The 23,856-nt window shown below is 64.2% G+C and carries 20 protein-coding genes and 1 pseudogene; 9 read left to right on the forward strand and 12 right to left on the reverse strand.

Translation table 11 applies throughout. The features are described 5' to 3' along the window. Positions 1 to 110: 110 nt before the first annotated feature. The 5 genes from GGQ88_RS18380 (at position 111) to GGQ88_RS18400 (ending at position 5,741) form a co-directional block, all read left to right on the forward strand. The gene (locus tag GGQ88_RS18380; protein ID WP_183614930.1) at positions 111 to 1,913 is read left to right on the forward strand and encodes an ABC transporter transmembrane domain-containing protein; all 1,803 of its coding nucleotides are present in this window, start codon (positions 111 to 113) and stop codon (positions 1,911 to 1,913) included. A gap of 141 nt (positions 1,914 to 2,054) precedes the next feature. Next, positions 2,055 to 4,115, forward strand: a complete 2,061-nt coding sequence (locus tag GGQ88_RS18385) for a M13 family metallopeptidase (protein WP_246386306.1) — start codon at positions 2,055 to 2,057, stop codon at positions 4,113 to 4,115. 87 nt (positions 4,116 to 4,202) lie between these two features. After that, entirely contained in the window at positions 4,203 to 5,015 is an 813-nt protein-coding gene (locus GGQ88_RS18390) for an undecaprenyl-diphosphate phosphatase (protein WP_183614932.1), read from the forward strand. Positions 5,016 to 5,109: 94 nt separating this feature from the next. Beyond that, positions 5,110 to 5,376 (forward strand): GlsB/YeaQ/YmgE family stress response membrane protein, encoded by a 267-nt coding sequence (locus GGQ88_RS18395; protein ID WP_183614933.1) that lies wholly within the window; start codon positions 5,110 to 5,112, stop codon positions 5,374 to 5,376. 89 nt (positions 5,377 to 5,465) lie between these two features. Beyond that, complete coding sequence (locus GGQ88_RS18400; RefSeq protein ID WP_183614934.1) at positions 5,466 to 5,741, forward strand: hypothetical protein; 276 nt, start codon at positions 5,466 to 5,468, stop codon at positions 5,739 to 5,741. A gap of 100 nt (positions 5,742 to 5,841) precedes the next feature. Here GGQ88_RS18400 and phhA read toward each other — a convergent pair whose 3' ends face one another. Then, the gene (gene phhA, locus GGQ88_RS18405) at positions 5,842 to 6,732 is read right to left on the reverse strand and encodes a phenylalanine 4-monooxygenase (protein ID WP_183614965.1); all 891 of its coding nucleotides are present in this window, start codon (positions 6,730 to 6,732) and stop codon (positions 5,842 to 5,844) included. 237 nt (positions 6,733 to 6,969) lie between these two features. Here phhA and rpmG point away from each other — a divergent pair, with 237 nt between their 5' ends. Together rpmG and GGQ88_RS18415 are read left to right on the forward strand one after the other, a co-directional pair. Then, positions 6,970 to 7,137 (forward strand): 50S ribosomal protein L33, encoded by a 168-nt coding sequence (gene rpmG, locus GGQ88_RS18410; RefSeq protein ID WP_011446825.1) that lies wholly within the window; start codon positions 6,970 to 6,972, stop codon positions 7,135 to 7,137. A 96-nt stretch (positions 7,138 to 7,233) separates the two neighbouring features. Next, positions 7,234 to 7,899 carry a LolA family protein gene (locus GGQ88_RS18415; RefSeq protein WP_183614935.1) on the forward strand — a complete coding sequence of 222 codons (666 nt, stop codon included), beginning with the start codon at positions 7,234 to 7,236 and terminating at the stop codon, positions 7,897 to 7,899. Positions 7,900 to 8,436: 537 nt separating this feature from the next. Here the strand turns inward: GGQ88_RS18415 and GGQ88_RS21415 are convergent. The 7 genes and pseudogenes from GGQ88_RS21415 to GGQ88_RS18445 all read right to left on the reverse strand — a co-directional run. Next, positions 8,437 to 8,613: pseudogene (locus GGQ88_RS21415) on the reverse strand (aldehyde dehydrogenase (NADP(+))); the annotation flags it as partial. Between the two features lie 585 nt (positions 8,614 to 9,198). Beyond that, complete coding sequence (locus tag GGQ88_RS18420) at positions 9,199 to 10,578, reverse strand: DUF6035 family protein (RefSeq protein ID WP_183614936.1); 1,380 nt, start codon at positions 10,576 to 10,578, stop codon at positions 9,199 to 9,201. A 251-nt stretch (positions 10,579 to 10,829) separates the two neighbouring features. Then, the gene (locus GGQ88_RS18425) at positions 10,830 to 13,169 is read right to left on the reverse strand and encodes a S8 family peptidase (protein WP_221214771.1); all 2,340 of its coding nucleotides are present in this window, start codon (positions 13,167 to 13,169) and stop codon (positions 10,830 to 10,832) included. Between the two features lie 10 nt (positions 13,170 to 13,179). Continuing rightward, positions 13,180 to 14,163, reverse strand: coding sequence for an AAA family ATPase (locus tag GGQ88_RS18430; protein ID WP_183614937.1), 984 nt, complete (start codon positions 14,161 to 14,163; stop codon positions 13,180 to 13,182). A 180-nt stretch (positions 14,164 to 14,343) separates the two neighbouring features. Continuing rightward, complete coding sequence (locus tag GGQ88_RS18435; RefSeq protein ID WP_183614938.1) at positions 14,344 to 17,445, reverse strand: beta strand repeat-containing protein; 3,102 nt, start codon at positions 17,443 to 17,445, stop codon at positions 14,344 to 14,346. A gap of 86 nt (positions 17,446 to 17,531) precedes the next feature. Next, the gene (locus tag GGQ88_RS18440; RefSeq protein ID WP_246386309.1) at positions 17,532 to 18,815 is read right to left on the reverse strand and encodes a CsgG/HfaB family protein; all 1,284 of its coding nucleotides are present in this window, start codon (positions 18,813 to 18,815) and stop codon (positions 17,532 to 17,534) included. A gap of 80 nt (positions 18,816 to 18,895) precedes the next feature. Further along, complete coding sequence (locus GGQ88_RS18445) at positions 18,896 to 19,423, reverse strand: hypothetical protein (RefSeq protein WP_183614940.1); 528 nt, start codon at positions 19,421 to 19,423, stop codon at positions 18,896 to 18,898. Positions 19,424 to 19,939: 516 nt separating this feature from the next. On the opposite strand from GGQ88_RS18445, the gene GGQ88_RS18450 reads away from it, so the two are divergent. Together GGQ88_RS18450 and GGQ88_RS18455 are read left to right on the forward strand one after the other, a co-directional pair. Then, a complete protein-coding gene (locus tag GGQ88_RS18450; protein ID WP_183614941.1) occupies positions 19,940 to 20,317 on the forward strand; it encodes an SOS response-associated peptidase family protein in 378 nt (125 codons plus the stop codon). A gap of 90 nt (positions 20,318 to 20,407) precedes the next feature. Next, positions 20,408 to 20,554: a hypothetical protein gene (locus GGQ88_RS18455; protein ID WP_183614942.1), complete on the forward strand. Its 147-nt coding sequence runs from the start codon at positions 20,408 to 20,410 to the stop codon at positions 20,552 to 20,554. A 110-nt stretch (positions 20,555 to 20,664) separates the two neighbouring features. Here GGQ88_RS18455 and GGQ88_RS18460 read toward each other — a convergent pair whose 3' ends face one another. The 4 genes from GGQ88_RS18460 to trbF are packed head-to-tail and all read right to left on the reverse strand — an operon-like array spanning position 20,665 to position 23,856. Then, positions 20,665 to 20,892, reverse strand: coding sequence for a DUF2274 domain-containing protein (locus GGQ88_RS18460; protein WP_183614943.1), 228 nt, complete (start codon positions 20,890 to 20,892; stop codon positions 20,665 to 20,667). Next, positions 20,889 to 22,175: a TraB/TrbI/VirB10 family type IV secretion system protein gene (locus GGQ88_RS18465; protein WP_183614944.1), complete on the reverse strand. Its 1,287-nt coding sequence runs from the start codon at positions 22,173 to 22,175 to the stop codon at positions 20,889 to 20,891. The genes GGQ88_RS18460 and GGQ88_RS18465 overlap by 4 nt, the downstream gene beginning before the upstream one ends. Continuing rightward, entirely contained in the window at positions 22,172 to 23,176 is a 1,005-nt protein-coding gene (trbG, locus tag GGQ88_RS18470) for a P-type conjugative transfer protein TrbG (RefSeq protein ID WP_183614945.1), read from the reverse strand. Before trbG ends, GGQ88_RS18465 begins: the two co-directional genes overlap by 4 nt. Further along, complete coding sequence (gene trbF, locus GGQ88_RS18475; RefSeq protein WP_183614946.1) at positions 23,173 to 23,856, reverse strand: conjugal transfer protein TrbF; 684 nt, start codon at positions 23,854 to 23,856, stop codon at positions 23,173 to 23,175. Before trbF ends, trbG begins: the two co-directional genes overlap by 4 nt.

Raw genomic sequence — 23,856 nt, forward strand, 5'->3', positions numbered from 1 at the left:
GAGTCGTTAGTCGCAGTCTGCAACCAAACGATCGTTTGTGCAACGCAACAAATCGGGAGTGTATCCCGCGCCCCCTTCCGGCGAACCCTTGCATCGGCTAGGCGGTGCCGATGGACGAGGAAACGCTGGCTCAAGAACCGATCGCCGAACCGGCTCCGCGTGCGCGCACGCTGGGCCCACTGCGCATGATCTGGCGCGAGGCGATGAAGTATCCCGGACGGATGGTCGCGGCGTGCGTTGCGCTGCTGGTGACCTCTGCTTCGACGCTGGCGATCCCTGCGGGGTTCAAGCTGATCATCGACAAGGGTTTTGCCCAAGGGGCCGATGTCGATGCGCTGGGACGGTGGTTCCAGTACCTGCTACTGATTGTAGTGGTGTTGGCGATCGGCACCGCCTGCCGGTTCTACTTCGTATCTTGGCTGGGCGAACGCGTGGTCGCCGACATTCGGCTGCGCGTGCAGGCGAACCTGCTGCGCCTGCCTCCGTCGTTCTTCGAGAGCAACAGCCCCAAGGAAATCTCTTCGCGGATGACCTCGGACACCGCGGTGATTGAACAGGTCGTGGGCACCACGGTGTCGGTGGCGTTGCGCAACGTCATCACCGCGGTCGGCGGGCTTGCCTATCTGTTCTTCCTTGCGCCCAAGCTGACCGCGATCCTGATGGTCGGGATTCCGCTGGTTGTCGGCCCGATCGTCTTCTTCGGGCGGCGGGTGCGCAATGTCTCGCGATCGAGCCAGGACCGGGTGGCCGGGATCGGCGTGATCGTGGCCGAAGTGCTGGGCGCGATGAAGATCGTGCAGGCGTTCGGGCAGGAAACGCGCGAGATGGCGCGGTTCGGCGAGCGGGTAGAGGCGACCTTCCAGACAGCGCTGCGCCGGATTTCGCTGCGTGCGGTGATGACCGCGATCGTGATCTTCCTCGTCTTCGGCGGGATCACCATGCTCGTCTGGGAAGGCGCGCTGGGCGTGGCCTCGGGCGCGATCAGCGGCGGGACGATCTTTGCGATCGTGATTACCGCAGGGCTGGTTGCGGGCGCAGCGGGAGCGCTGTCGGAAGTCTATGGCGATCTGTTACGCGGTGCCGGTGCCGCCGGACGGCTGAACGAGTTGCTGCGCGAGGAACCCGACATTGCGCCGCCGGTGCGGCCCACGGCCTTGCCCGTGCCGCCGCGTGGGCAGATCGCGTTCCAGAATGTGGTGTTCCGCTACCCCTCACGCCCCGAAGTGCTGGCGCTCAACGACTTTTCGCTGACGGTCGAACCGGGCGAGACGGTGGCGATCGTTGGGCCTTCGGGTGCGGGCAAATCGACGCTGTTCCTGCTGGCGCAGCGATTCTATGACCCGCATGGCGGCACGGTGCGCATCGATGGCGTGCTGCTGACCAGCGCCGACCCCGCCGAGATCCGCGCCCGCAGCGCGCTGGTGCCGCAGGACGCCACGCTGTTTGCAGCATCGGCGCGCGACAACCTGCGCTACGGCAACTGGTCGGCCAGCGACGAGGACATCTGGGAAGCGGCGCGCACGGCCAATGCCGAGGGCTTCCTGCGCGACTTGCCCGAGGGACTCGACACGTTCCTGGGCGAGGACGGCGCGCGGCTTTCGGGCGGACAGCGCCAGCGTATCGCGATTGCGCGCGCGGTGCTGCGCAAGGCACCGATCCTGCTGCTGGACGAGGCAACCAGCGCGCTCGATGCCGAAAGCGAGCGTCTGGTGCAGGAAGCGCTCGACCGACTGATGAAGGAGCGCACGACGCTGGTTATCGCGCACCGGCTGGCGACGATCCGCGCAGCGGACCGGATCATCGTGATGGATGGCGGGCGCATCGTCGAACAGGGCACCCACGCCAGCCTGTCGGCGGCTGACGGGCTCTATGCGCGACTGGCGAAGCTGCAGTTCGAGGGCATTGTCGCCTGACAGGCCCGCTAAAGACTGGACTTTCGCCAAAGTAGCGGCAATCTATCTGGTAAAGATTGAAACCAGTCAGGGTCGCCGTCCAACATGAAACGTCTTGCCGCCTATCTTTGCGCGTGCGCTGCCGCGTGCGCGCTCGCCCCCATGTCGTCCGCCATCGGTGAAGAGGCTGCTGCCGATTATTCCGGATCGGGGCTACAGCTGAAATACGTCGACCCCGCGATCAAACCGGGCGACGATTTCATGGGCCATGTCAACGGCATCTGGCTGCGCGACACGCAGATCCCCGCCGACAAGTCGACCTACGGGATCATGAACATCCTCAGCGACACCTCGCGCGACCGGCTGCGGCTGGTCATGGACGAGGCGGTGGCGGCCAAGGCTGCGCCAGGATCGGACATGGCGCGTATCGCGGCGGCCTATTCGGCGTTTCTGGATACGCGCCGGATCGAGGCGGGGGGGCTCATGCCTGCGCGGCCGTGGCTGGAGCGCATCGCCAAGGTTCGGACGACCACCGACCTTGCCACGCTGTTCGGCGATCCTGCGTTCGAATCGCCGATCGGGCTGGCATTGAACCCCGACAGCAAGGACAGCGGGCGCTATGCGCTCTACGCAGGGGCGGCGGGGCTTGGGCTTCCGGATCGGGACTACTATCTGATCGACAGCCCGCGCAACCGCGAGATCAAGGCTGGCTACATCAAGTGGCTGGTGACCGCACTTGCCGAGGCTGGCGACAGGCAGCCTGCGGCCAGTGCCGAGGCAATCTGGCAGCTCGAGAGCAAGATCGCCGCCGCGCACTGGGACCGGGCGCTGGGGCGCAACCGCGATCTGACCTACAACAAGCTGACGCTGGCGCAGGCGCGCGAGGCGTTCAAGGGCCTGCCGCTCGACGCGATGCTGACCGCTGCCGGTGCCAAGGGTGTGGGTGAACTGGTGATTCAACAGTACCCGCCGACGGCCGACGAGCTGAAAGCGGCGGGCTTTACACCGGACATGGCGAGCAAGCTGGGCGGCGGCGTGCCGGCGATCGCTGCGCTGGTGCAAAGCGAGCCACTGGCAGCGTGGAAAGCCTGGGCGACGGTGCGGTTCATGTCGAACTATGCCGCCGTACTGCCCGCGCGAATCGATGCTGCGCGCTTTGCCTTCTACGGGACGCTGCTGCGCGGCCAGCCGCAGGACGAGCCGCGCTGGAAGCGGGCGATCGGCGCGACCGAGGAGCAAGTCGGCGAGCTGGTCGGCAAGGTCTATGCGCAGCGCTGGTTCCCTGCGCAAAACAAGGCGGCGATGGAAGCGCTCGTCGGGAACTTGCGCAAGGCGATGGCGGCGAACCTGTCGGACCTTGCCTGGATGAGTCCGGCCACGCGCGAGCAGGCGGAGGCGAAGCTGGCTGCGTTCACCCCCAAGGTCGGCTATCCGGACAAGTACAAGCAATACGAGGGGCTTAAGATTTCGCCCGAGACACCGCTGGCCAATGCCATCGCGGCCAAGCAGTGGAAGCTGGCCTATGACATGCCACGCATCGGCAAGCCGGTCGATCGCAGCGAGTGGGGCATGTTCCCGCAGACGGTGAACGCCTACTATTCGGCGCAGCTCAACGAGATCGTGTTTCCGGCCGCGATCCTGCAGCCGCCCTACTTCAACCTGAGCGCCGATCCGGCGGTAAACTATGGCGCGATCGGTGCGGTGATCGGGCACGAAATGGGTCACGGCTTCGACGATCAGGGCTCCAAGTCCGATGCCAGCGGCAACTTGCGCAACTGGTGGACCGACAAGGACCGCGCTGCTTTCGATGCCCTGACCGGGCGGCTTGTGGCGCAGTACGATGCGTTCTGCCCGTTCGATGAGGCAAGCGCAGGCGGCAAGGCCTGCATCGACGGGCGGCTGACACTCGGCGAGAATATTGGCGATCTGGGCGGGCTCAGCCTTGCGCTGCGCGCCTATCATCTGTCGCTGGGCGGCAAGCCAGCGCCGGTGATCGACGGGCTAACCGGGGACCAGCGCTTCTTCATGGCGTGGGCGCAAGTGTGGCGGTTCAAGGCGCGCGATGCGGCGGCGCGTGACCGGCTGAAGACCGATTACCATTCGCCCGGCGCCTACCGCGTCAACGGAATCGTCCGCAACTTCGATGAATGGTACAAGGCGTTCGGCGTGAAGCCGGGGGACGCGCTGTACCTTCCGCCGGATCAGCGCATCCGCATCTGGTGAGACGGCAATCCACCCCTATCGACGGTCTGCGCTTGACTTGATGCTGCGCTGCGGCTGAACCCCGCAGTTCAGCTTCACGGGACCGTTATGGACACGATCGTCACTGCTATTCTGCTTGGAATCGTCGAGGGACTCACCGAGTTCCTGCCGGTGTCCTCGACCGGGCACCTGATCCTGGCGACCGAGCTGTTCGGGTACGACGCGCACCAGTGGGCGATGTTCAATGTCGTTATCCAGCTGGGCGCGATCCTGGCGGTCGTCGTGCAGTACTGGCGCACGTTCTGGGCCGTCGGCATGGGACTCCTCAAGCTCGAGCCGATTTCACTGCGGTTCCTGCGCAACCTGCTGGCGGCGTTCATCCCCTCGGCTGTGCTGGGCCTGCTGCTGAAAGAGCAGATCGATGTGATGCTCGGCAGCCCGATGGTGGTGTGTTGGGCACTGATCGTGGGTGGCGTCGCGATTCTGGTGATCGAGAAATATGCCAAGACCGGAGAGTTGACCGGCATCGGCCAGCTTCCGTTGCGTCAGGCGATAGGCGTCGGTTTTGCACAATGCCTCGCGATGGTCCCCGGCGTGAGTCGTTCGGGCGCGACGATCATGGGCGCGCTGGCAATGGGCATCGAACGGCGCACTGCGGCGGAGTTCAGCTTCTTCCTTGCGATTCCAACGATGCTTGGCGCGACGACGCTCGAACTGATCGACAACCGCGAGGCGGTTATGAGCGGCACGATGGGCGTGGGCTGGAGCGAGATCGGCGTGGGTTTTGCAGTGTCGTTCGTGGTCGCGCTGGCGGTGATCCGGCTGTTCGTCGCCTACGTCAGTCGATCGGGGTTCAAGCCGTTCGCATGGTACCGGATCGTCGCTGGCGCGGCTGCGATTGCCTGGCTCACGCTGCGCTGAACATTAATTTCGCCTAAAACGCCCTGCCGCTTTTGCGGAACCAAGTGCCGCGTTCGGGATTGACCGGACAGACAGCACTTCAAGGGGTTATAACATGAGCCTGATCATTCTTCTCATCGTCGGCGGCATTCTCGGCTGGTTGGCGAGCATCGTTATGCGCACCGATGGCCAGCAGGGTATCTTCCTTAACATCGTGGTCGGCATCGTCGGCGCACTGCTCGGCGGTTTCCTGCTTGCGCCCCTCGTCGGCGGCGGCAGCATCACCAACGGCATCACCGCCGGTACGCTGATCGTTTCGTTCCTGGGCGCGCTGATCCTGCTGGCGATCGTGAACCTCGTCCGTCGTGGTTCGGTTCGCTAATTTAACGCTTTTTCAAAACCTTACCGGTTAGGGCGGCCCGCAAGGACCGCCCTTCCCATGACCAGAATTTTCAACCGAAGGGGATTACCATGAAGGGTATTTTCAAAGGCGCGATGATGGCTTCCGTCGTCGCCATGGGTCTTGGACTTTCCGCGTGCGACAGCGCGAAGGAAAATGCCGCCGAAGATCAGGCCGACGCAGTACGTCAGTCGTCTGAAGCTGCTGCAGACACGATGGAAGACAAGGCTGACGCCATGGGCGGCGCCTCGGAAGACGCGATGGAAAACAAGGCCGACGCCGTCCGTGATATGGGCGAAAAGAAGGCCGACAAGATGGAAGATCAGGCCGACAAGATCCCGGGCTGATCTGGTACATCAAGTTTCGGTCCGGGCCGAACGGGCAACCGCTCCGACCCCAAGACCGACGAACCCGGCGCTGTCCTAGAGCAGCGCCGGGTTTTTCGTGTCAGACAGGCTTGGCTCCCGATCCGCGCCCACCGCGCAGGTGATATTCGAGCGTGCCATGATGGAGCACGTCGTCGACGTCGATCACCGCAGTATTGGCGTAAGTGAAACCCGGCCCGAGCGCCTGGTACAGCCGATCGAAATCTCGGCCGACAGTCTGGCGGAACAGGTCATCGAAGCTTTCGATCACGAAGTAGGTCGGCTGCAGGTCGTCGATCACGTAATCGGTGCGCACGACGCGATCGACATTGAGCATCACCCGGTTGGGCGATTGCCCTTCGATGGCGAACACCGCCTCGCGCGGGCCGGACAGGATGCCCGCGCCATAGGCGCGCAAGGCGTCGCCCTCCTTCACCAGCCCGAACTCGACGGTATACCAGTAGAGCGCGCCCAGCGCCTTGAGGCGATTGTGGCGCATCGCTTTCCACCCGGCCCGACCGTAGGCCTGCATATAATCGGCATAGACGGGGTCGGTCAGCATCGGCACGTGGCCGAACACGTCGTGAAAGACGTCGGGCTCCTGGATGTAATCGAAAGTGTCACGCGTGCGGATGAAGTTTCCGGCGGGGAATCGGCGATTGGCGAGATGCCAGAAAAACACGTGGTCAGGGATCAGCATCGGCACCGGTACGACGCTCCACCCGGTCAGCGCCCCCAGTTCGGCAGAGAGCCGCTCGAAATCGGGCACGCCGCCGCGCCCAAGGTCGAGCCGCTCGGTGCCTTCAAGGAATGCGGTGCAGGCGCGGCCGGGCAGGACTTCCATTTGGCGGTGGTATAATTCGTCCCAGATCGCGTTCTCGTCGCCTGTGTAGCGACGCTGCGCCGGTTCGAGCCAGTCCTGCGCCAGATGCGCTGGACGGCGCAGCGGCGCGGTATAGACACCATCGGGCATTTCCGGCAGGCGCTCGTAATCGAAGGGCACGATGTTATCGGTCATCTGGACTGGTCAACCTGGTTTCTTTTGCAACCACTATCACGTGCACGACGTTTCGGCAAATTGCTGACGTCCCGACAGCGCGCTTGACTTTACCCCGATTCTATCCCAACCGCCCGACCCTGTGACGGCGGCGTGGAAACGCGCCGCCACATTCGTTTAAGATTCGCGCGCGATAAAGTTCAGGATAGAGTCATGGCAAAGCCAACCACCGTCAAGATCCGTCTGGTCTCGACCGCAGACACCGGTTTCTTCTATGTTACCAAGAAGAACCCGCGCAACACGACCGAGAAGATGACCTTCCGCAAGTACGATCCCGTGGTGCGCAAGCATGTCGAGTTCAAGGAAGCCAAGATCAAGTAACAGCGCGTTTTGCGCTTTACGGCCTGGGCTGACCCTTTCATTTTCGGAACGGGTCGGTTCACGGCGAGTTCAACGCCGACACCTCAAGGAACGGCGATGAACACGATTTTGAACATTTCGCGCAAGCTGGGCCGTCCTTTGGCGGCCCTTTCGCTTGCGCTCGGCACGGTTGGCGCCGTTGTAGCGCCGGTCGCTGCGGTTTCCGCCCAGGCACCATCGTCCGACGTGACCCGTGCCGTTGCCGCCCTGCGCGGGATCACCACGCTGCGGGCCAACTTCGTGCAGACCGACCGGTCCGGCCAGAGCACATCGGGCGTGCTGACCTTGAAACGCCCGGGCAAGATCCGCTTCCAGTATCAGAAGGGCGTGCCCCTGCTGATCGTTGGCGATGGCCGCGCGCTGACCATGATCGACTACGAAGTGCGGCAGGTGCAGCGCTGGCCGATCAGCAACAGCCCATTGGGCGCGCTGCTCGATCCGAACAAGGACGTCGCGAAGTTTGCCACGCTGCTGCCGACAGGTGATCGCGACGTGATCAGCCTGCAGGTGCGCGATCCCAAGCATCCCGAATACGGCACGATCACGATGATCTTCGTCCGCAACGGCGCTGCCCCCGGCGGTCTCCAGCTCGATTCGTGGGTGGCGCTCGATTCGCAGAACAAGCGCACGACTATCCGCTTGACCGCGCATGCGTACGGCATTGCCGTGGACGACAAGACATTCAAGTGGACCGACCCACGGCGTACCGCCCCCGGGCGTTGATCTGACCTGGCAGAAAAGCCAGATCTCCGTCGTCCCGGGCCTGACCCGGGATGAGGCTTTGCTCTTTGGCGAAAGGAAGCCTCCCCCCGGATCAAGTCCGGGGCGACGATAAATGGAACTCACCAAGCAATCTGCTCCCCCGCGCAGGCGGGGGCCCCAGGCCTCATCGCGGAACCTCCTAAGGGCCGCGCCTGCGCGGGGAAGCTGCAAGTTTGTTAAGGCGATTCGCTGGCAAAACTCCCCTCGTCGGCACCCGACTTCGCCTCATCGCGCAACCGTTCGTCCCTTGCGACAAACTGCGACAAGCCTGTCACAACCGTTCATCCAAGGGCAAGCGAGCGGGTCCTAAAAAGGCCGTGACGAAGCGGCCCGGACGGGTTTCCCCCCTGTTGCCCGACCTCCATACGGTCGCCAGTCAAGCGTGACGAACGCAAATGGAACCCTCGGACCAATGCCCCCGGTCCGAGGGTTTTCTTTTTGGAATTTTGCGTCGGTGTTCCACTGCTCGCGCTCCAACGCGAGACCATACACTGCCGGTGCTTCGGCCCGAGCTTCGAGCGCAGTGGGCAACAGGAATACCGGATTGATGCTGCTCATCTGTGCGTAGACCGGGATCGGCACCGGGCGCTCTGCCGCCCCCATCACAAGTGCGATGCCGCCGCTGTGGGAGCCCGTGAAGCCCGCCGCCATGATCCGCGGATCGCTGCAGGCCGCTCTCCGCCATAGCCCGCTCGGTCAGCACATCGCCGAGTACGTCAATCTCATCGGCGGCCGCGTCCAGGAATTGGCTCGATTTCCGCGCCCGCCACTATTTCCGCGCCCGCCACTATGACGCTAATCCGTTGGCCTAAATCCGCCGGTAACGGAAGTACCAGACATTAGAGTCGAAAGCAGTATAAATATCTAATGTTTAATGATAATTTGTAATATTTTTTATCCATTTTTTTCGTGATGTAATCACCGGGTAAGCACCATTCCTGCTATGCAGGCGTAGCGTGACGAGCTTCAGGCAAGAATCACACCCGCGCTGAAGAAGCCGCTTCGCAGACGAATCCAATTGCAGATACCAAGCGATGCGATGGTCTCATCGGCGGGGCGAAAGCCGCGCTGGATGGACCTGCGTGATCCGCGACCACCAACTTCGTCCATGTCCGCATACGGTGATTCGAAGTGGTGCGGCCGGGATGAGCATTCTCCTGCGTGGTGACTTCAGCAGGATCCATCCTGCCGACTATCCCCTCCTGTGGAAGCGATCTGGCTGCGGAGTACCAGCAGCAGTATGGCACATTGCTGTCGCCTTCAGCCATCACCGCACAAAGCCATTGCGACCCGATCAGACACTTCTGGAAACAGAAAATTCATCAAAGGCAACACGCTGGTCTCAGGCCTGAGTTCAGGATCATTGCGCCTGATACGACTAAAAATCCCTTCGAGCGCGGACCCATGTCGCTCAGAGCCCTTGAGTCTCTCCCGCCACTTTCCGCTACTGTCCTGGCTTTTCAAGAGACCCGCGTGACCATAGGCCTCCACCGCGCTGTAGAAAGCGATGAAGAGACCGGGATAGGCTTCGGCAACCTGATGGGCGACCTGCACGAGCTTAGAAAATTTGTAGCCGACGGGCCTGCCTTCCCGGGCGCTGTAAAGCGCAGACAGCATAACTCGAATTGCCTCGTCGCTGTCAGGAAACTTGGGAAGGGACAGCCCCCGACACTCATAGCGATCGCGTAACTGCTGCCAGGCTGTTCGGTTCTCGGGAGTATGCCGAAACGAACGACCATGCTCGACCCAGAATTCGTATAGGTCCGCCTGATCGCTGCGAATGGCCATGGCCCTCTCATCGTCGGCTTCCTGTTGTATCGCCGCGCGGATTGCGGCTTCTGCAGCCTGAAAGTCGAACAGGAACAGGCGCTGACCATCGCGATCCTGTGTGAGGTCGCGGAATGGGACGATCTGCTCGACCCATTCATCAACGACGCGGCTTCCTTGCCTGACCGGCTTCCGATGATGGCAGCGAAGATGGAAGACACCCGTTTGCTCGGAAAGTAGGGTTGTCTCCTCATCCACAATGAAGATGTTGGAATTGTTGGAATAGAGCAGGTCGTCCGTGGTGAGACGCCGATAGCCTGCGTCAAATGAGCCGAATACCCAGACGAGCAGACCGCCCTCGCTGCGGTAGAAAATGCGGCGTCCGGCGACTACGCTCAAAAAGGTCGTCGACAATTGGACCTCGAAGGCGACCTTGCCATCAGGGCTTCCTGCCTGAACGTCAGGACGTCGGTAGCGCTTGGAATCTGCGGCCTTCCAATTGCGCTCAACCGCGATCTCCCCGAATGCGGCGTCAGCCAGAAGGCTGCGTTCAATCAGGCCTTTGATTTGCTTATGCGGCCAGCTTTCGCGCAGCCCATGATACTTGCGCGCCGTGATTTCTTCCGCCGACAATTCCGACCGTGTTTTGGCGGAACAGGAATCATTCTCCTCGGACCGGTGACGAAAGAAAAACCGCTTGTCCGGTGTTGAGACGAGATAGACCGGCGTCAGGCATTCTGAGCAGAGGTAGCGCGGGTTGCCCGTGTTCATGCGCTCGACGATATTGACGCGGTTATCGACGAGATCCTGATAGAACAACGATCCAATCAGGACCTTTGCTTTGGGCGTCGTGCCGTGATCGAGGTCGATCACCTCATCGATTTGCGCATCCTCGACAGGCGTTGCAAATTCATATCCCCCTACCGTGGCGTTTCTCAAGCGCATGGCAGCAATCTATCATCAACCATGGATGGTACAAACTAGGACCCGCGTAAGCCGTCTATTGGTTAGCAGTACATTCCACCGCCAACGCCTGCTGCGGCAGCGAAGTGCCCTAGGAGCAGTTTCCTGTGCGCGCCGCATCTGCCGACCGCGTGCCATCCTCATTATAGCTCGGTTCAGCCTCAAGCCCTCACGCGGGCGCGCTGGCGCAGTCGCTCATATAGCGGCAGGTCGGCTTCGTGGGATATCTCCACCGTCACCGCGAAGGATTGCTGCCCTTCATCACCCGCCCAACCGCCGGCGCAACGCACGACAAGGTAGTAGTTGTCGCCATAGCCCCTGATATTCCGAGAAAAGTTGACGCTGGCAGACTGCAGGCTCGATTTTTCCCGCACGCTCGAGCTGGGGAGCAGCTTGCAATTATAACGGGCCGCCATCTCCGGGAATGGTGCTTCATCAGCCATCCGTCGCCAGAAATGCTCAAAAATCATGTCCGGATCGCATCCCCTGATCAACCGGAAGCCCATGGACACGCCATTATAATCAAGGCGGCTGTGCCTGACCGGCGGATCGAAAGCGAGGCTGACGCGGATCGTGCGGCGTCCACGTTCGGTCTGGAACAGCTCGGGGACCGGAATCTGGTAGACCGCGAAATGGTCGATAGCGAGTTCGTCCTCGGCATAGAGGATGACGCGCGAATCGTCCGAAAAAGCCGCACGTTCCGCATCCACCCGCCCGTGACCGCACAGCGCAAGGGCAGCCGCATCACCAAGCGGCGCGAGACGGCGCGTTGCTTCAGGCGGCGTGGCGGCGCTTGTCACCAGCAGGGCGCGAACGAGGTTCGCCGAGGCGTCGGGGAAACGGGCCAGGATCTGGCTCGCCTTGAACGCCACCAGCGGGGCGGCATGGGATGTCCCGGAGCGCGCTGCGAACAAACGATCGACGGGGCGAAAATGGAGCGACATGACGCCGGCTTCCGGCCGCACCTCACCGCCCTGCAGCGCAGCGGTGGGGCCATCGTAGATCAGCGTACCGCCGACATCGGTGAAATCGGGTTTGATCGCACCGCGCACACCGGGGCCGGCACGCGAGAAAGGCGCAGGCTCGAATGCCTCTGTAATGGGTCGCACACCGACATTGTCCGCCGCCCGGCCGCTGAGACCGTTGCCATGAGCAACCGCTCCTACCGTGACAATGTTCATGCCGCCGGCCGGCTCGCACAGTCGGTTTTCCGGCTCCATCAGATAACCGGGATAATCGGTGACAGCTTCCTCTACCCGCATCCCGCGCCGTGGCTGGCGATTGCCGGCCGCCACGATGATGACGACATCCAGTTCGCGCACCAGCTCATCGAGCGTCTGCGCCCAGGGGCCGACCTTGCCACCCGCAATGACCTTGGTACGGTCTCCAAGCGCGATCACGAAAATCCGGCAGCCGAATTGTTCATGGAGGCCGGTAATCGCCTCACGCATCAGCTTGGGCGTGAGGCGACGAGTGGGGAAATTGCCGGTGTGGTCGATGACTTTGGCCGAACAGAGCCGGGCGCGCCGGACAAGTTCGCCTGCACCAAGCTGGGCGCGCAGATCGCCGAACGTCGCGATGCCGCCAACGAACGTTCCATGGCCATGATCGTCGGCGGTGCCCAGCGTTCCGGGAATGGCGATCGACCCGACGATGATGTCCTCGATCAGAGGGTGATCGTTTATCCCGCTGTCGATGATCCCGATGAGCGGCGCGTCCTCATCAAGTTCCGCCACATCGGGCAGGTCGCCAAGCGCGTCGTCGATGTGCTGCACCGCCAGAAGATCGGGCTCGGGCGGCAGGTCGACTTCCGCAACCTCCTCAATCGACAGCAGCGTGCGCGCCACGGCGCCATTGCAGCGAAGGCGAACAAGTGTGAGATTGGGACCGATATGGCGATCGAGCTCCTCGGCGCCACGTGCCTCTGCGTAGCGGACGATGTCATCGACCTTGCGCTCGCGCAAGACTCGCGCGCCCAGATCCCAAAGCTCGACATCGAGCGTATAGGCCTCACCGATCTGGAAATCATCGACGTCGACGAGCCCGGCCTCACGCGCGCGCATCCCGATGCGGTCGCGGGGCGCGACCTCGGAAATCGTCTCAACATTGCCGATGAACGATGCGAACGCGGGGGCCTGGCGCCCAGGCTGTGTACCCTGGCCATAGGCGCCGAGTTTGCGCTGAAACTCTGTCAATTCATCCGAGGACGAAAAGAGGACCAGCGTGCGATCCTCGTCACTCGACAGGACGGTTAGCCCGACGCGGTTCCACTCTTCTTCGAGCAAGGGGCCGCTCATCTGGACCCGCAGGATCAGGGAAGGATCGACCGCATCAGCCCGGCGGCGCTGGCGCTGTGCGGTGACAGCCTGATCGAGTTCCTGGCCCAGGCGGTCGCTGTGACCGCGCGGATTGCGTTGAGGCGGGGGTCCACCGCCGCCATTCTTGCGCCGAGGCAAGCGCTCGGGCAGCCGCAGGAGCTGCAGATGATCGTAACGCGCCACTGAGCGGGGGTCAGACAGTCATGCGTTCGGTTCTGCGCCGACGACGGCGCTCATCGGCGATGGCGTGAAGGAAATCCTGCTCCCTGACCTGTTTCCGTCGATCGATGACCGAAGCCTTGATCGCCTGGACGCAGATACGGTCCAGTTCCGCATAGGAATATCCGCCCAGCTCATCGAGATGTGCCTGCGGCTCGAAGGCCAGGGCGACATTGCGGAACTTCATCGTGAGGAAGCGGGCGACCATGCGCGTATCGGGTAGATCGAACCAGATCACCTCGTCGAAGCGCCGCCAGATCGCCGTATCCAGCGATTGGTCGAGATTGGTCGCGGCGACGAGAAAACCCTTGGGCTGGATACGATCGATGAAGATCAACAGGCTGTTGACAACGCGGCGCAGCTCATTGTGCTCGCCGCCATCCTCCCGGGCGCGTGCCAGCGCATCGAACTCGTCGAAGAAGAGGACGGTAGGCTGCTTGCGCGCGAACTCGAACAGCTTGCGCACGTTCGTCGCGGTCTCGCCCAGATAGGAAGAGATCAGCCGATCGAGTTTGACGATGTACAGCGGCATGCCCAGCTCCGCCGCGAATATCTCGGCGCAGAGCGTCTTGCCGCAACCGGGCGGGCCACAGAACAGAAGCTTTGAACGGACCGGCAGGCCCCGGCGCCGAATCTCGTCGCCACGGCGAAATTCGCGCATCAGATCGAGGAAGATACGCACATTCTCGCTGGACAGGATGATGTCCTGCTTGTTGTGCGCGGGCTCGACCAGTTCGATGAACTCCCCGGCGGCTTCCGGGAATGGGATGAGGGGCGCAAGCGCCTTGGGCTTGGCCGGACGAGATGGAGCAGCGTCGAGTGAACGGCGCAGAGAGCGTGCGAGAACGCGATTATTTTTCTTCTCTTCCTCACTGATGATCTGCTCGGCAACGGCCCGGAACTCATCGTCCTTGCCGTAGCTCGCCAGCAATTTCTTCATCAGTTCACCGCGCGCCATGGATCCGTATCAACCCTCCTTCACTTCGCCAGCATAGCCAAATCTGCCCGATCTGCCATAATTTCCTGCACCGGATCGAGAAAAACCCGACGATGAAAGGCCGCCACGCCGGGGGCAAGCGTGACGGCCTTTCCCGCATGCGGCGGGCGCTCCAGAGGCTTCAGGCGCCGCCGCTACGGATCAGCGCGAGACCGTGACCTTGCTCGTGGCCGTGTTCCCGATCGCCGATGCGCTAACGCTGTTGCCCGAAATGCCGATCCGGCCCGCCGAGAGGCTCGACGACGTGACCGTATAGGCCGCGTTGGTAACCTGGGCGGTGACGGCACCGCTGTTGGTCTGGACGCTGCTGATGCCCGAAACCGGCAAGGTGCCGAGCGAGGCCAGCGTGACCGAATTGGTGGCGCTGTTCCCATAGGCGGCAGCCGTCACGCTGTTGCCGGTCACGCCGAGGCGGCTGTCGCTGACGCCACCATAGCTCAGCGAGACAGTCGGGCTCACGGCATGGGCCGAAACGCCGCCTGTGTTCATCTGGGCATTGGACAGCAGCGCCGGTGCCATCGCCGCGTTGAGGGCGCCGGTGGTGATCGATGCGAGATCAGGCGTGCAATCGCTTTCGGCCACCCCGCTCACCGCGACCGAATTGGTCGCAATATTGCCGTGTGCGATGGCCGAAGTGGCGTTGTTATCCACCAGGCTTGTCGCATCGGACGAGGCATGCACGCCGATACCATAAGTGCTGGTGGCCTGCGCGCCGACAGCAGCATAATTCAGTTGCTGGTTGAGCAGACCCGCGCTCGCGCCGCCCTGCAGCGCCGACGTCAGCGCGAGACTGTTTCCGGCATTGTTCGCGACGGCCGAGGCGAGCGTCGCGTTGTCGCTCGCCTCGAAACCGGAACGAACGAGGGACATCGCCGGGTCCACGGGCCGGCCCGTCGTCACCGCCATCGCATTGACGCTGCCATCGGCGATCTGGTTGCTGGCGAGGACGTGATCGCCCATGACCTGCCGGGAAAAGCCCGCATCAGCGAGGACCGAGGCCGGCTCGCCGCTCAGGGTCCCTGTGCGCAATGCATCGACGGCGAGGCTGTTGGTGGCATCGTTCATGCCTGCCCGCGCGACATTGCTGTTGGCGGAGAGGAGCAAACCGGAATCGACCGCAGCCGAGGTCACGCCGAGCTGCATGTCCGAGACGGCATTGACGCTGGCAGAGGCCATCTGTGCCGAAGACAGTGCAGAGCCAGGCGCCGGATCGTTGCCCTCGCCCAGCGTGGTTGCTGCGATAGTGCGGCTGTTGACCGCACCATTGCCGAGCGCGGAGGCGGTCTGGCTGTTGCCGGTGACATTGAGGGCGGAGCGCACCGCGCCCTCCCCGGCGACGGCACCGAAGGCTCCAAACGCCGAGGCCTCGACCCCGGCAGGGTGGAGATAGCTGCCCATGATTTCCTGGGAATTGGCCAGGGCATAGTCCGCCGAGGCACCGACGCCGGAATCGATCAGGCCCGCCCGTGCATTCTCGTGCCCGCTGGCATTGGTCAGGTTGTTGGCGATGATCGCCATGCTGTTGGTAACAGTGTTCCCGGTCGCGTTCGCCTCGATGCCGTTGTCCGATACCGTCAGGCTGGAATCGACCACATCGCCGCCACCATAAAGGGTTGCGCCTGCGCGATTTCGGGCAGAGCCGACCGCTGCGCTGACACCGCCCGTTCCCTGCTGGAGACTGTTGAGGTCGGCCGCGGTTGCAAGGCGGTTGGCCTCGAACGAAAGTCCGTTCGTCGCCTCATTGCCACTGGCCTGTGCCCCAGCGCTATTGCCGCTGATCGTGGCGTTCGAACGGATGATGGCGGCATCGACCGCGATCAGGGTTGCCGCATCTTTGGCGCTGGCCGCAACGCGGGCCTGGTTGTTCTGGTCGTTCTGCACGCTGAACGGCGCGGTGACACTCATCTCGCCATCGCCGCCCACGAGGGCAGTGCCGATGTACACGGGGGGAACAAGGACAATGCCACCCTCACCCTCACCGCCGGAACCAGTGCCCGTGCCAGCGTCGATCCCGTTTGCCGTCACCGACAGGAGATTGCCATCCGCGCGGTTAGCGGTCGCCACCGCCAGGACCGCATTGTCCCGCGCCCCAAGGCTCGTTTCCACCGCATCGCCAGCGATGGCAATGCGCGCGCCGCCGCGGCTGTCGGCTTTGACCGGAACGGCCGAGGCTGACTGGACACTGGTGATGTTGGCGACGGCCCCGCCGCCCCGGGCATCATTGGCGACCGTGTCAGCGGACAGATCGAGACGGTTCGAGGACTGGTTGCCATAGCCTGCGGCGGCCAGGCTGTTGCCGTCATTGGTCACGTTCGAGGCGACAGCCCCATCGTTCACCGTGACCGTGAAGCCCCCGTTCGCACGCGCTGCCACTCCGCTGGCGAGACGCTGGTTGGCCAGCACGGCATAAGCGGCGTTGACCTCTGGATCGCTGGCATTGGCCTCGACGAGGGACGGCGTGCCATAGCTGGCTGCGGCATCGAGCTGGACCGCATCGATGCCAAGCGCATTGGCGGCGCTGTTGCCATAGGCGACCGCCCGCTGGAGGTTCTGGCCAACGGCAAGATCGCTACCCGAAGCATCGGCGACCTTGAGCCCCGCCTGGCCGCTGAAGCGCGCCGCCACACTTGCGTCACCGCCGACCGACTGGTCGCTGACGATACCGGCTCCGGTGCCGACCGTGACGCCGGTCAGAAAGAGCGTATCTGCGGCATCATTGGCCAGCGCGACCGCTTCCTGCGCGTTGCTGCTGACAGTCGCGCTGCTGTCCACCAGATCGCCGAGCCGCGCACGAATGCGCGAATTGGTGGTTGCTGCGGACACCTGTGCAGCATCGGTCGACTGCCGCGTGGCGATCAGTGCAGAGGCTTGCGCGTCGGTGCCGTCGGTCCCGCTCGCGAGCCAGGTGCCGCCGGTTGCGGCTGCGAGATCCCGCGAATCAGGCGTCAGCGCGGCGCTCGCGCTGTTTGCCCGCGCAGCGGCGCTGACAGTATTGCCAGCAAGGGCGATGCTCGACCCATCGACCAGGCCAGTGGCCTCGATCCGTGGATTGGCTGCGCTGGCGCTGACCGGCGACCCGTCCTTGCTCTGATCGGTTGCGATGACTTGCGCGCCTGTGGCCTCGATGCCGCGCGTGGGAGTGGCGAAAGCGGGGGTTGCCAGCGAGCCGGCAAGGGCAAGCACCGCGCCGCCCGCGAGAAGGCTGCGGCGACGAACCGAATGAGAAGAAGCTGTCTGGTTCATGGAATAATCCTTGTCTGAATTGTAAGGGAAACCGGGCATTTGCGTGTCGGGTGGGCGCCTCCTTTCATGCGAGGGAGAAGGGGCTGTCAGCCGATGCGCAGGCGTGCGAGCCGCTGCAGACCAGCGGAGCCGCGCTGGACGGCGGGATCGGTGGGATCGGTGGGATCGGGGCGCCAGAGCTGGTGGATCGAAGCGGCGGCGACGCCCTGTTTGGCGAGGGCCGCCATCAGCGCCGCGATCCGGCGATCGGTGAGCATCGCGCGCGCCTTGGGGTCGAGGGCTTCGGTGTCGTGAGCGAGCAGCGTCACGAAGACGCCGCCGCGCCTGGCGCCCGTCACAATCCGGTCGATCGCGGCCTCCGCGCCGCCCTGAAGGCCGTCCATGCCGGTTTCGAAAAGGATCGAAACGTCGACCGCACCGCTGTCTGCACTGGCGCTGGCAGGTCCGTTGAGCGCCAGACCATTGGCAGCGAGGCGCTGCCGCAGGCTCGGTGCCACGCTGACGAGGGAAGCATCCGGAGCGGGCGGCACGCTTGCCGCCCAGCTCGCCTGGCTCATGCACGGATCGGGATCGACGCGTGCAACCGCGCCGATGAGGCGCATGGTGGCTTCCTCGAGCGCCGTGCGAATACCGAGCTGAAGCGGCTCCTGTCCCTTGGCGCCGATATTGATGTCGAAGAGGTTGGAACCGAAGAAGCGGAACACGCCGAATCCGGTTTCGTAGCCGGTGAACTGCTTGGTGAGGCTGACCGTGCGCACCACCAGCAGCGAGCGCGTATCGACGATGCGCAGGTCGAGCGCGACGCTCTGGGTATAGGTCCGCGCCTTGGGGCCGACCGAGGTCACGCCGGTTTCGACACCGCCTGAGCGGATATCGTAATTGAGTTCGGTGATGCCGCCGACAATGTAATAATCGGACGCTGCGATGCTCCCCCCGAAATAGGGCAGCCAGGGCACGATCTGTCGGCCTGCGGGGCTGGCGAGATCATGGACCTTGCCGTCACCCAGTTGCCGGCGGTCGGCATAGGCAAGTTCACGTTCGGCGATGACCGGATCGAATCGCTCGGCGATCCGTACCGACCCACGCAACTTGCCGAGCGCCGAGGCGACCATCAGTGCACCGCCCTGGGTGATGGCATTGCCTTCGTTGACCGAATATTTTCCGGTGTAGTCGCGCACGTCGCCGACCGCGATCACCAGCGGCCTGGCGCCGCGCGACGCCAGCCAGCCCGCATAGCAGGCCAGCGCCCCATCCATCGGCGTGCGGTTGTCGCGCACCGGCGGTCCGACGATGATCGGCTCCTCGCCGATCCCGATCCGCTGCTGGGTCATGCTGGCGCAGCCCGGCAGCGCGAGGGCGAGGAGCGGCAAGCCAACCGCCCGCAACCCCAGCCCCCGCAGACCCATCCTCTTCCCGGCCATTTCCCGACGGCCCGCCGCCTGCGCGCCCATCAGTTGAGCGCTCCGAACGTGCAGCCGGTCGAACCGGCCACGCTGACGCTTTGCGCGCCGCTGTTGGTCTGGGTGGAATTAAGCGCCTGCCAGGCGGCGCCGTCGACCGCAACCGAGGTGCCGCCCGAGATCGAGGCCGAAACGACGCCGCTGTTGCTCTGGCCATTGCTGCCGCTGCCACCGTCCACGATGCTGTCACTGGCATTGCCTTGTGCGTCGGCAACCGAGCCTGTGGTGGTGGGTGAATGGGCAAGCGCGGTCTGCGTCCCCGCATTGCCGGTCGCGGTCGCGGTAACGCCGCAATTGTACTGGCGCTCGATCGTCGTCGTATAGGTCGGGTTCGCATAGCCGCCCGCACGGCGCTTCTCGATGAGGTCGAGGATCGCGGCCTGATTGGCGCGGTCGGCCGAAGTACGAAATTGCCAGGCGGCACTTTCACCGTAATTGTTGGCGAGCGCCGGTGAGGCGAGTGCAAGCGCGCAAAGGACTGCAACAGCAGTCCTGCCACCTGTTGCCGGATAGGACATGAGCATCATCCCCCAAGGGACCACGGCGCCATGCCGCGGCTTACGGGGCCATCAAGAAAGCCATGAAATCATGCAGGGCAACAACGCATTGCAGGCGTAAAGGGCCGGCGTGGAAAGACAGGCAATGGCGTAGGACGATGCACGGGGACGCTCGGCATTCATGGCGCTCGTCGCACAAGTGCCCGGGCCTGGCATTCTCCGATTCGCGCCTGATCCGGCCGCAACTCCTTCGGCAAAGGGCGGCTGACTGGTGCTGTGAAAGGTCGATCGTCTTGTCGCGTTGCCAAGCCCGCGATGGGCTGGCTCGTCAAGGCCAAGCACCAGGCCTGTGACGCCAGTGCTCTTGGAAAAGGTTGCCTCACGGCGCGCGTCGGAATGCACGTTCGCCAGGCGCTGCGCATCATCGGGCCCTCGGCACGATTTCCCGGGCCGGGTTCGGGGGTTGCGACGACCGGCAATGTCGATCCGTGTCGTGCGTCTCACCGGATCTTCACCAATGGACCCCACCGTCGGGAAATGACCCGCCTGATTCGCTGCCGCGCCGCCGTTTCCGAGATGGCAAAGCTGTTCGATGCCCGCCCCGATCCAGGCCTGTCCTGGCGCCCGACCATTTGGCCGGGCGAGAAAGCGATCGTCGTGATCGAAGGAGCGCAGGGACGACAGCTGCGCGCGCTGTCCTGGGGGCTGCCGCAAGACGCTCTCAGCAAAGCGCGTGGCGACGGCGTGCGGACGACACTTTTCGCGCGGGAAATCGCCGGTGACAACTCCCCGCTGGGGCTGGGCCTTCTGGAGCGCTGCCTGATCGCGGCAGAGGACTTTGCCTATCCGCAGGGTGAGACCGGACAGCGCACGCGCAGCTGGTTCGGACTTTGGGACGTGCCGATCTGTGCCTAAGCCGGCCTGTGTTGGCCCGATCCGGCTACTGGCGGCTTTGCCGGCATGCTGACCACAGCCAATGCCCGCGCGGAACCCGCGAGCAGGTCGATGCCACTCCTGCTGCCGCCCTCGCAATGGCAGGCCTGGCTGTCGGGCGCAGCCCTCCATACGCTTGAACAGGCTTACGAGAACGACGCATTCTATCTGGAAAGAACCTCGGAGGGGTGGACGTCAGGGCATCCCGCTGACGACTGATCGGCGAAGAAGCGCGGCGCTCGACGCATCCGAATCTGGTCGCGCAATGCGCACCGGCGATCCGGGAAGCATGTCGACCAGCCCCGAAGTGCCTGTCGCGACGGCGGGCATCATGCGTCTTGCCCTCGCCGCCGCCGCACGAAACCGCGATCCGCAGCGATGAAGCGCTCGACCATCGGCGCGATCAGTCGTTCGGGCGGCACCGGTTCGGCAAGGCCGTTCTCGGCCGCATGGACACGCGCATAGTCGGCAAGCTGCCGGAACAATCCGCCGGGCAGCTCGACCGTCAGCTTCACGGGCTTTTCCTCGACGATCGGCCCGAGGCGCAGCCGGCTCATGGCTGCGCCTCCGCCGCCGGCTCGAGCACAAGGTCGCGCGTGATCACCACCCGGATCGCGAAGCCCGACCGGACGGTGAGCGTCGGCGGCACATTGATCTCGCGCTGGACCACCTGCCGCCCCGTCTGGCTCACCGTGTCCTGCATGCCATAGCGTAGTGCCCGGGTGAGTTCGTCATCGCCTTGCGCTGCGAGCTGTGTGCCAGCGCCAAGCATGGTCGAGACCATCGCAGCCCTGAGCATATTGCCCCAGTGATAGTTCACCTTGTCCTGCACCCCCGACATGCCCGAGGCATCGGCACCGGGCTGGCGTTCGAGCAGGATCGAGCGGCCGCCGGGCAGGATGAGACGATCCCAGGCGAGCAGGACCCGGTTCTGTCCGGCCGAGACTTCGCTGTCATATTCGCCGATCAGCCGCGCGCCCTGCGGGATGAGCAGGATACGGCCCGTCGCACTGTCGTAGACATTCTGCGTCACCTGCGCGGTGATCTGTCCCGGCAGGTCCGAACGGATGCCGGTGATGAGCGCGGCGGGAATGACGCTGCCGGCCTGCACCAAGTAAGCAGACACAGGCGCCATGATCCGCTCATTGCTGGCCGCCACACGGTTCCCGCCATTCTGGAGGAAGGCTTTTTTCGCGGACTGGCCGGCCGGCTGCCCGGCAGGCGCCGCGCCCGCCGCATCGCTCGCCGTAACCGCCCGGCCTGCCTTTGCGCTTTGGATGCCACTTACAGGGGAAGCCGATCGCGCGCCTTCGGCGCCAAGGAACAATTTGCTGGCTCTCGCCGATTCCCGCTCCTGCATTGCGCGTTGGCGAGCCTGCTCGGCGGCGGCCAGACGGGAATCGGGTTGCACGGTCGAAGGCCCGATCGGCAGCACCGGCACGCTCTGACCATTTTGCTGTGCGGACAGAATCGGCCGGCCGAGATCGCCGGGCATCGGTGCCCCAAGCTTTGGCACTTTGTCATAGCTTGCCGGCGCGGCGGTCACGACAGCGGCCTTGTTGCGGCTGTCGGTGTCGACGAGGTTGACGGCCGGCCCATGATGGACGGGCCGGAGTGCATAGAGCAGCGACCCGCCGATGCCGATTGCGGCGACCATGCCGATCGTGGCGAGGGCCTTGCGCGACAGGCGCGTGACGCGCGGGTGTGGCCCCGCAAGGCGAAAGGCGCCCGGGTTGGCGGCCACGGCCGCGCGGTGTTCCGGAGCGACGCCGGCAGGCTGGGCCAGGTTCGCCTCCCGCGCGGCCTGCGCCTGCCCCTCGTCCCGTTCCGGCCCGATCATGACGCCCACCGCGACGCAGCGCCCTGCCGCTCGATGATGACGCGCTGCTCGCCCTTGCGGGTCGCGAGCCGCAACTCGGCCGCATCGAACAGCCGGTCGACGATCACATAGCGACCCGAAACGCGGTAATTGACGAGTTCGGCCGATCCATCGGCGCCGCGCACGAACAGGGGCGGCATGTCGCCGGTGGCGACACTACCGGGAAATTCGATCATCACCTGGCGGCCATCATCGAAGACATGGGCGGGGCGCCAGGCTGCCTTGTCACCGGAAATGCGATAGCGGAAGTTGAGCCGCTCCATATCGATGCCCGCGGTCGCAGGCGCGCTCCTGTCGCGTTCAGCATGGGCGAGCCGCAAGGCGATGAGCTGGTCGGCGGGATAGATCCAGGAGACCGAGGCCATATAGGTCGTGGCCGTGGCGCGCAGTTCGAGATGATAGGTGCGCCGGTCGGTATTGATGATGAGGTTGGTGGCGATGTCGGCGCGGGTGGGCTTGACCAGGATATGCACCCGCTTTGCCGACCCCGCACCGCTCACCGTGTCGCCGATGATCCATCGCACGGTATCACCGGCCGCGACCGGTCCAGGCCCCACCAGTTCCTCGCCTTCCTGAAGCGCGATGTCGGTGACCTGGCCGGGGGCGGCATAGAGCTGATAAAGCGCGCCATCGGCGTAGGGGTACTGCTGGATCGCGTTGAAATAGCCGCCTTTGCTGGGTTGCACGCGAGCAGCGGCGTTGGCGGCGGTCACCCGCAGCTGCGGGGCAGGCTTTTCCCCCGGTTCGCGCGCAGGCGCGACGGGCTTCAACTGGCCAGGAAGCGGGAGCGGCGTCGGCACGCTGACAATTTCCACCACCCGCCGGGGTTCAGGCGCAGGCATTGCCGCGACCATCGGCGGCGGTGGCTTGCGGGACCGTGCCTCGGCCATTGCGCCGAGCGGTAGCAGCGAGACGGAGAGGAGCAGACAGAGACGCGGGCATGGGAGAGAAAGTGGGGTCATGGGTTGAGTTCCTTCGACCAGTTGAGATTGGCGACGAAGAGCCCGAGCGGGTTCCTGGCGAGAGCATCGGGGGTGCGCGGGGTCTGGACGATGACCGTCATGATCGCCGACCAGCGGGCAGTCTCGGCGAGCGCGCCATCGACATAACGGCGCTCGGTCCAGGCAATGCGGAAGCTGTCGTTGGAGGCGCGGATGACACTCGACACCTCGACCGAGACCTGGACCTTGCCGATCTGCGCGAACGGGTCGTTGGCGCGGGCATAGTCATTGAGGAACAGGGAGCCCTTGGCAGCGGCGAAGTCGTAGGCGCGCAGCCAGTCCTGCCGGAGCACGATCGGATCGGCGGGGATGGAGCGCACATTTTCGATGAAACGGGCGAGATGGAACGCGATCTGCGGATCACTCGGCCGATAGTCGGCAGTGGCGGGCGCCACGGCCTGCGCTTCGCCGAGCTTGTCGACCTCGACCACCCAGGGGATGATGGTCCCGCGCGCCGACTGCCAGACGAGACCGCCCGCCAGCCCGCCGGACAGGGCCAGGCAGCCGAAAAAGGCCAGGCGCCAGTTGCGGGCCTGCACGCGCGCCGAGCCGATGCGGTCGTCCCAGACCTGCGCCGCGCGTTGATAGGGGGTGACGGGTTCGGGCGATTGCCCGTAGCGGATGGAAGGTCGCTTGAACAT

The organism is Novosphingobium hassiacum (assembly GCF_014196055.1).
GTDB classification, from domain to species: domain Bacteria; phylum Pseudomonadota; class Alphaproteobacteria; order Sphingomonadales; family Sphingomonadaceae; genus Novosphingobium; species Novosphingobium hassiacum.

Coding starts and splice junctions, on each gene's coding strand:
- GGQ88_RS18380 (WP_183614930.1), top strand. CDS start 111: ATGGACGAGGAAACGCTGGCTCAAGAACCGATCGCCGAACCGGCTCCG.
- GGQ88_RS18385 (WP_246386306.1), top strand. CDS start 2,055: ATGTCGTCCGCCATCGGTGAAGAGGCTGCTGCCGATTATTCCGGATCG.
- GGQ88_RS18390 (WP_183614932.1), top strand. CDS start 4,203: ATGGACACGATCGTCACTGCTATTCTGCTTGGAATCGTCGAGGGACTC.
- GGQ88_RS18395 (WP_183614933.1), top strand. CDS start 5,110: ATGAGCCTGATCATTCTTCTCATCGTCGGCGGCATTCTCGGCTGGTTG.
- GGQ88_RS18400 (WP_183614934.1), top strand. CDS start 5,466: ATGAAGGGTATTTTCAAAGGCGCGATGATGGCTTCCGTCGTCGCCATG.
- phhA (WP_183614965.1), bottom strand. CDS start 6,732: ATGCCCGATGGTGTCTATACCGCGCCGCTGCGCCGTCCAGCGCATCTG.
- rpmG (WP_011446825.1), top strand. CDS start 6,970: ATGGCAAAGCCAACCACCGTCAAGATCCGTCTGGTCTCGACCGCAGAC.
- GGQ88_RS18415 (WP_183614935.1), top strand. CDS start 7,234: ATGAACACGATTTTGAACATTTCGCGCAAGCTGGGCCGTCCTTTGGCG.
- GGQ88_RS18430 (WP_183614937.1), bottom strand. CDS start 14,163: ATGGCGCGCGGTGAACTGATGAAGAAATTGCTGGCGAGCTACGGCAAG.
- GGQ88_RS18435 (WP_183614938.1), bottom strand. CDS start 17,445: ATGAACCAGACAGCTTCTTCTCATTCGGTTCGTCGCCGCAGCCTTCTC.
- GGQ88_RS18445 (WP_183614940.1), bottom strand. CDS start 19,423: ATGTCCTATCCGGCAACAGGTGGCAGGACTGCTGTTGCAGTCCTTTGC.
- GGQ88_RS18450 (WP_183614941.1), top strand. CDS start 19,940: ATGACCCGCCTGATTCGCTGCCGCGCCGCCGTTTCCGAGATGGCAAAG.
- GGQ88_RS18455 (WP_183614942.1), top strand. CDS start 20,408: ATGCCACTCCTGCTGCCGCCCTCGCAATGGCAGGCCTGGCTGTCGGGC.
- GGQ88_RS18460 (WP_183614943.1), bottom strand. CDS start 20,892: ATGAGCCGGCTGCGCCTCGGGCCGATCGTCGAGGAAAAGCCCGTGAAG.
- GGQ88_RS18465 (WP_183614944.1), bottom strand. CDS start 22,175: ATGATCGGGCCGGAACGGGACGAGGGGCAGGCGCAGGCCGCGCGGGAG.
- trbG (WP_183614945.1), bottom strand. CDS start 23,176: ATGACCCCACTTTCTCTCCCATGCCCGCGTCTCTGTCTGCTCCTCTCC.
- trbF (WP_183614946.1), bottom strand. CDS start 23,856: ATGTTCAAGCGACCTTCCATCCGCTACGGGCAATCGCCCGAACCCGTC.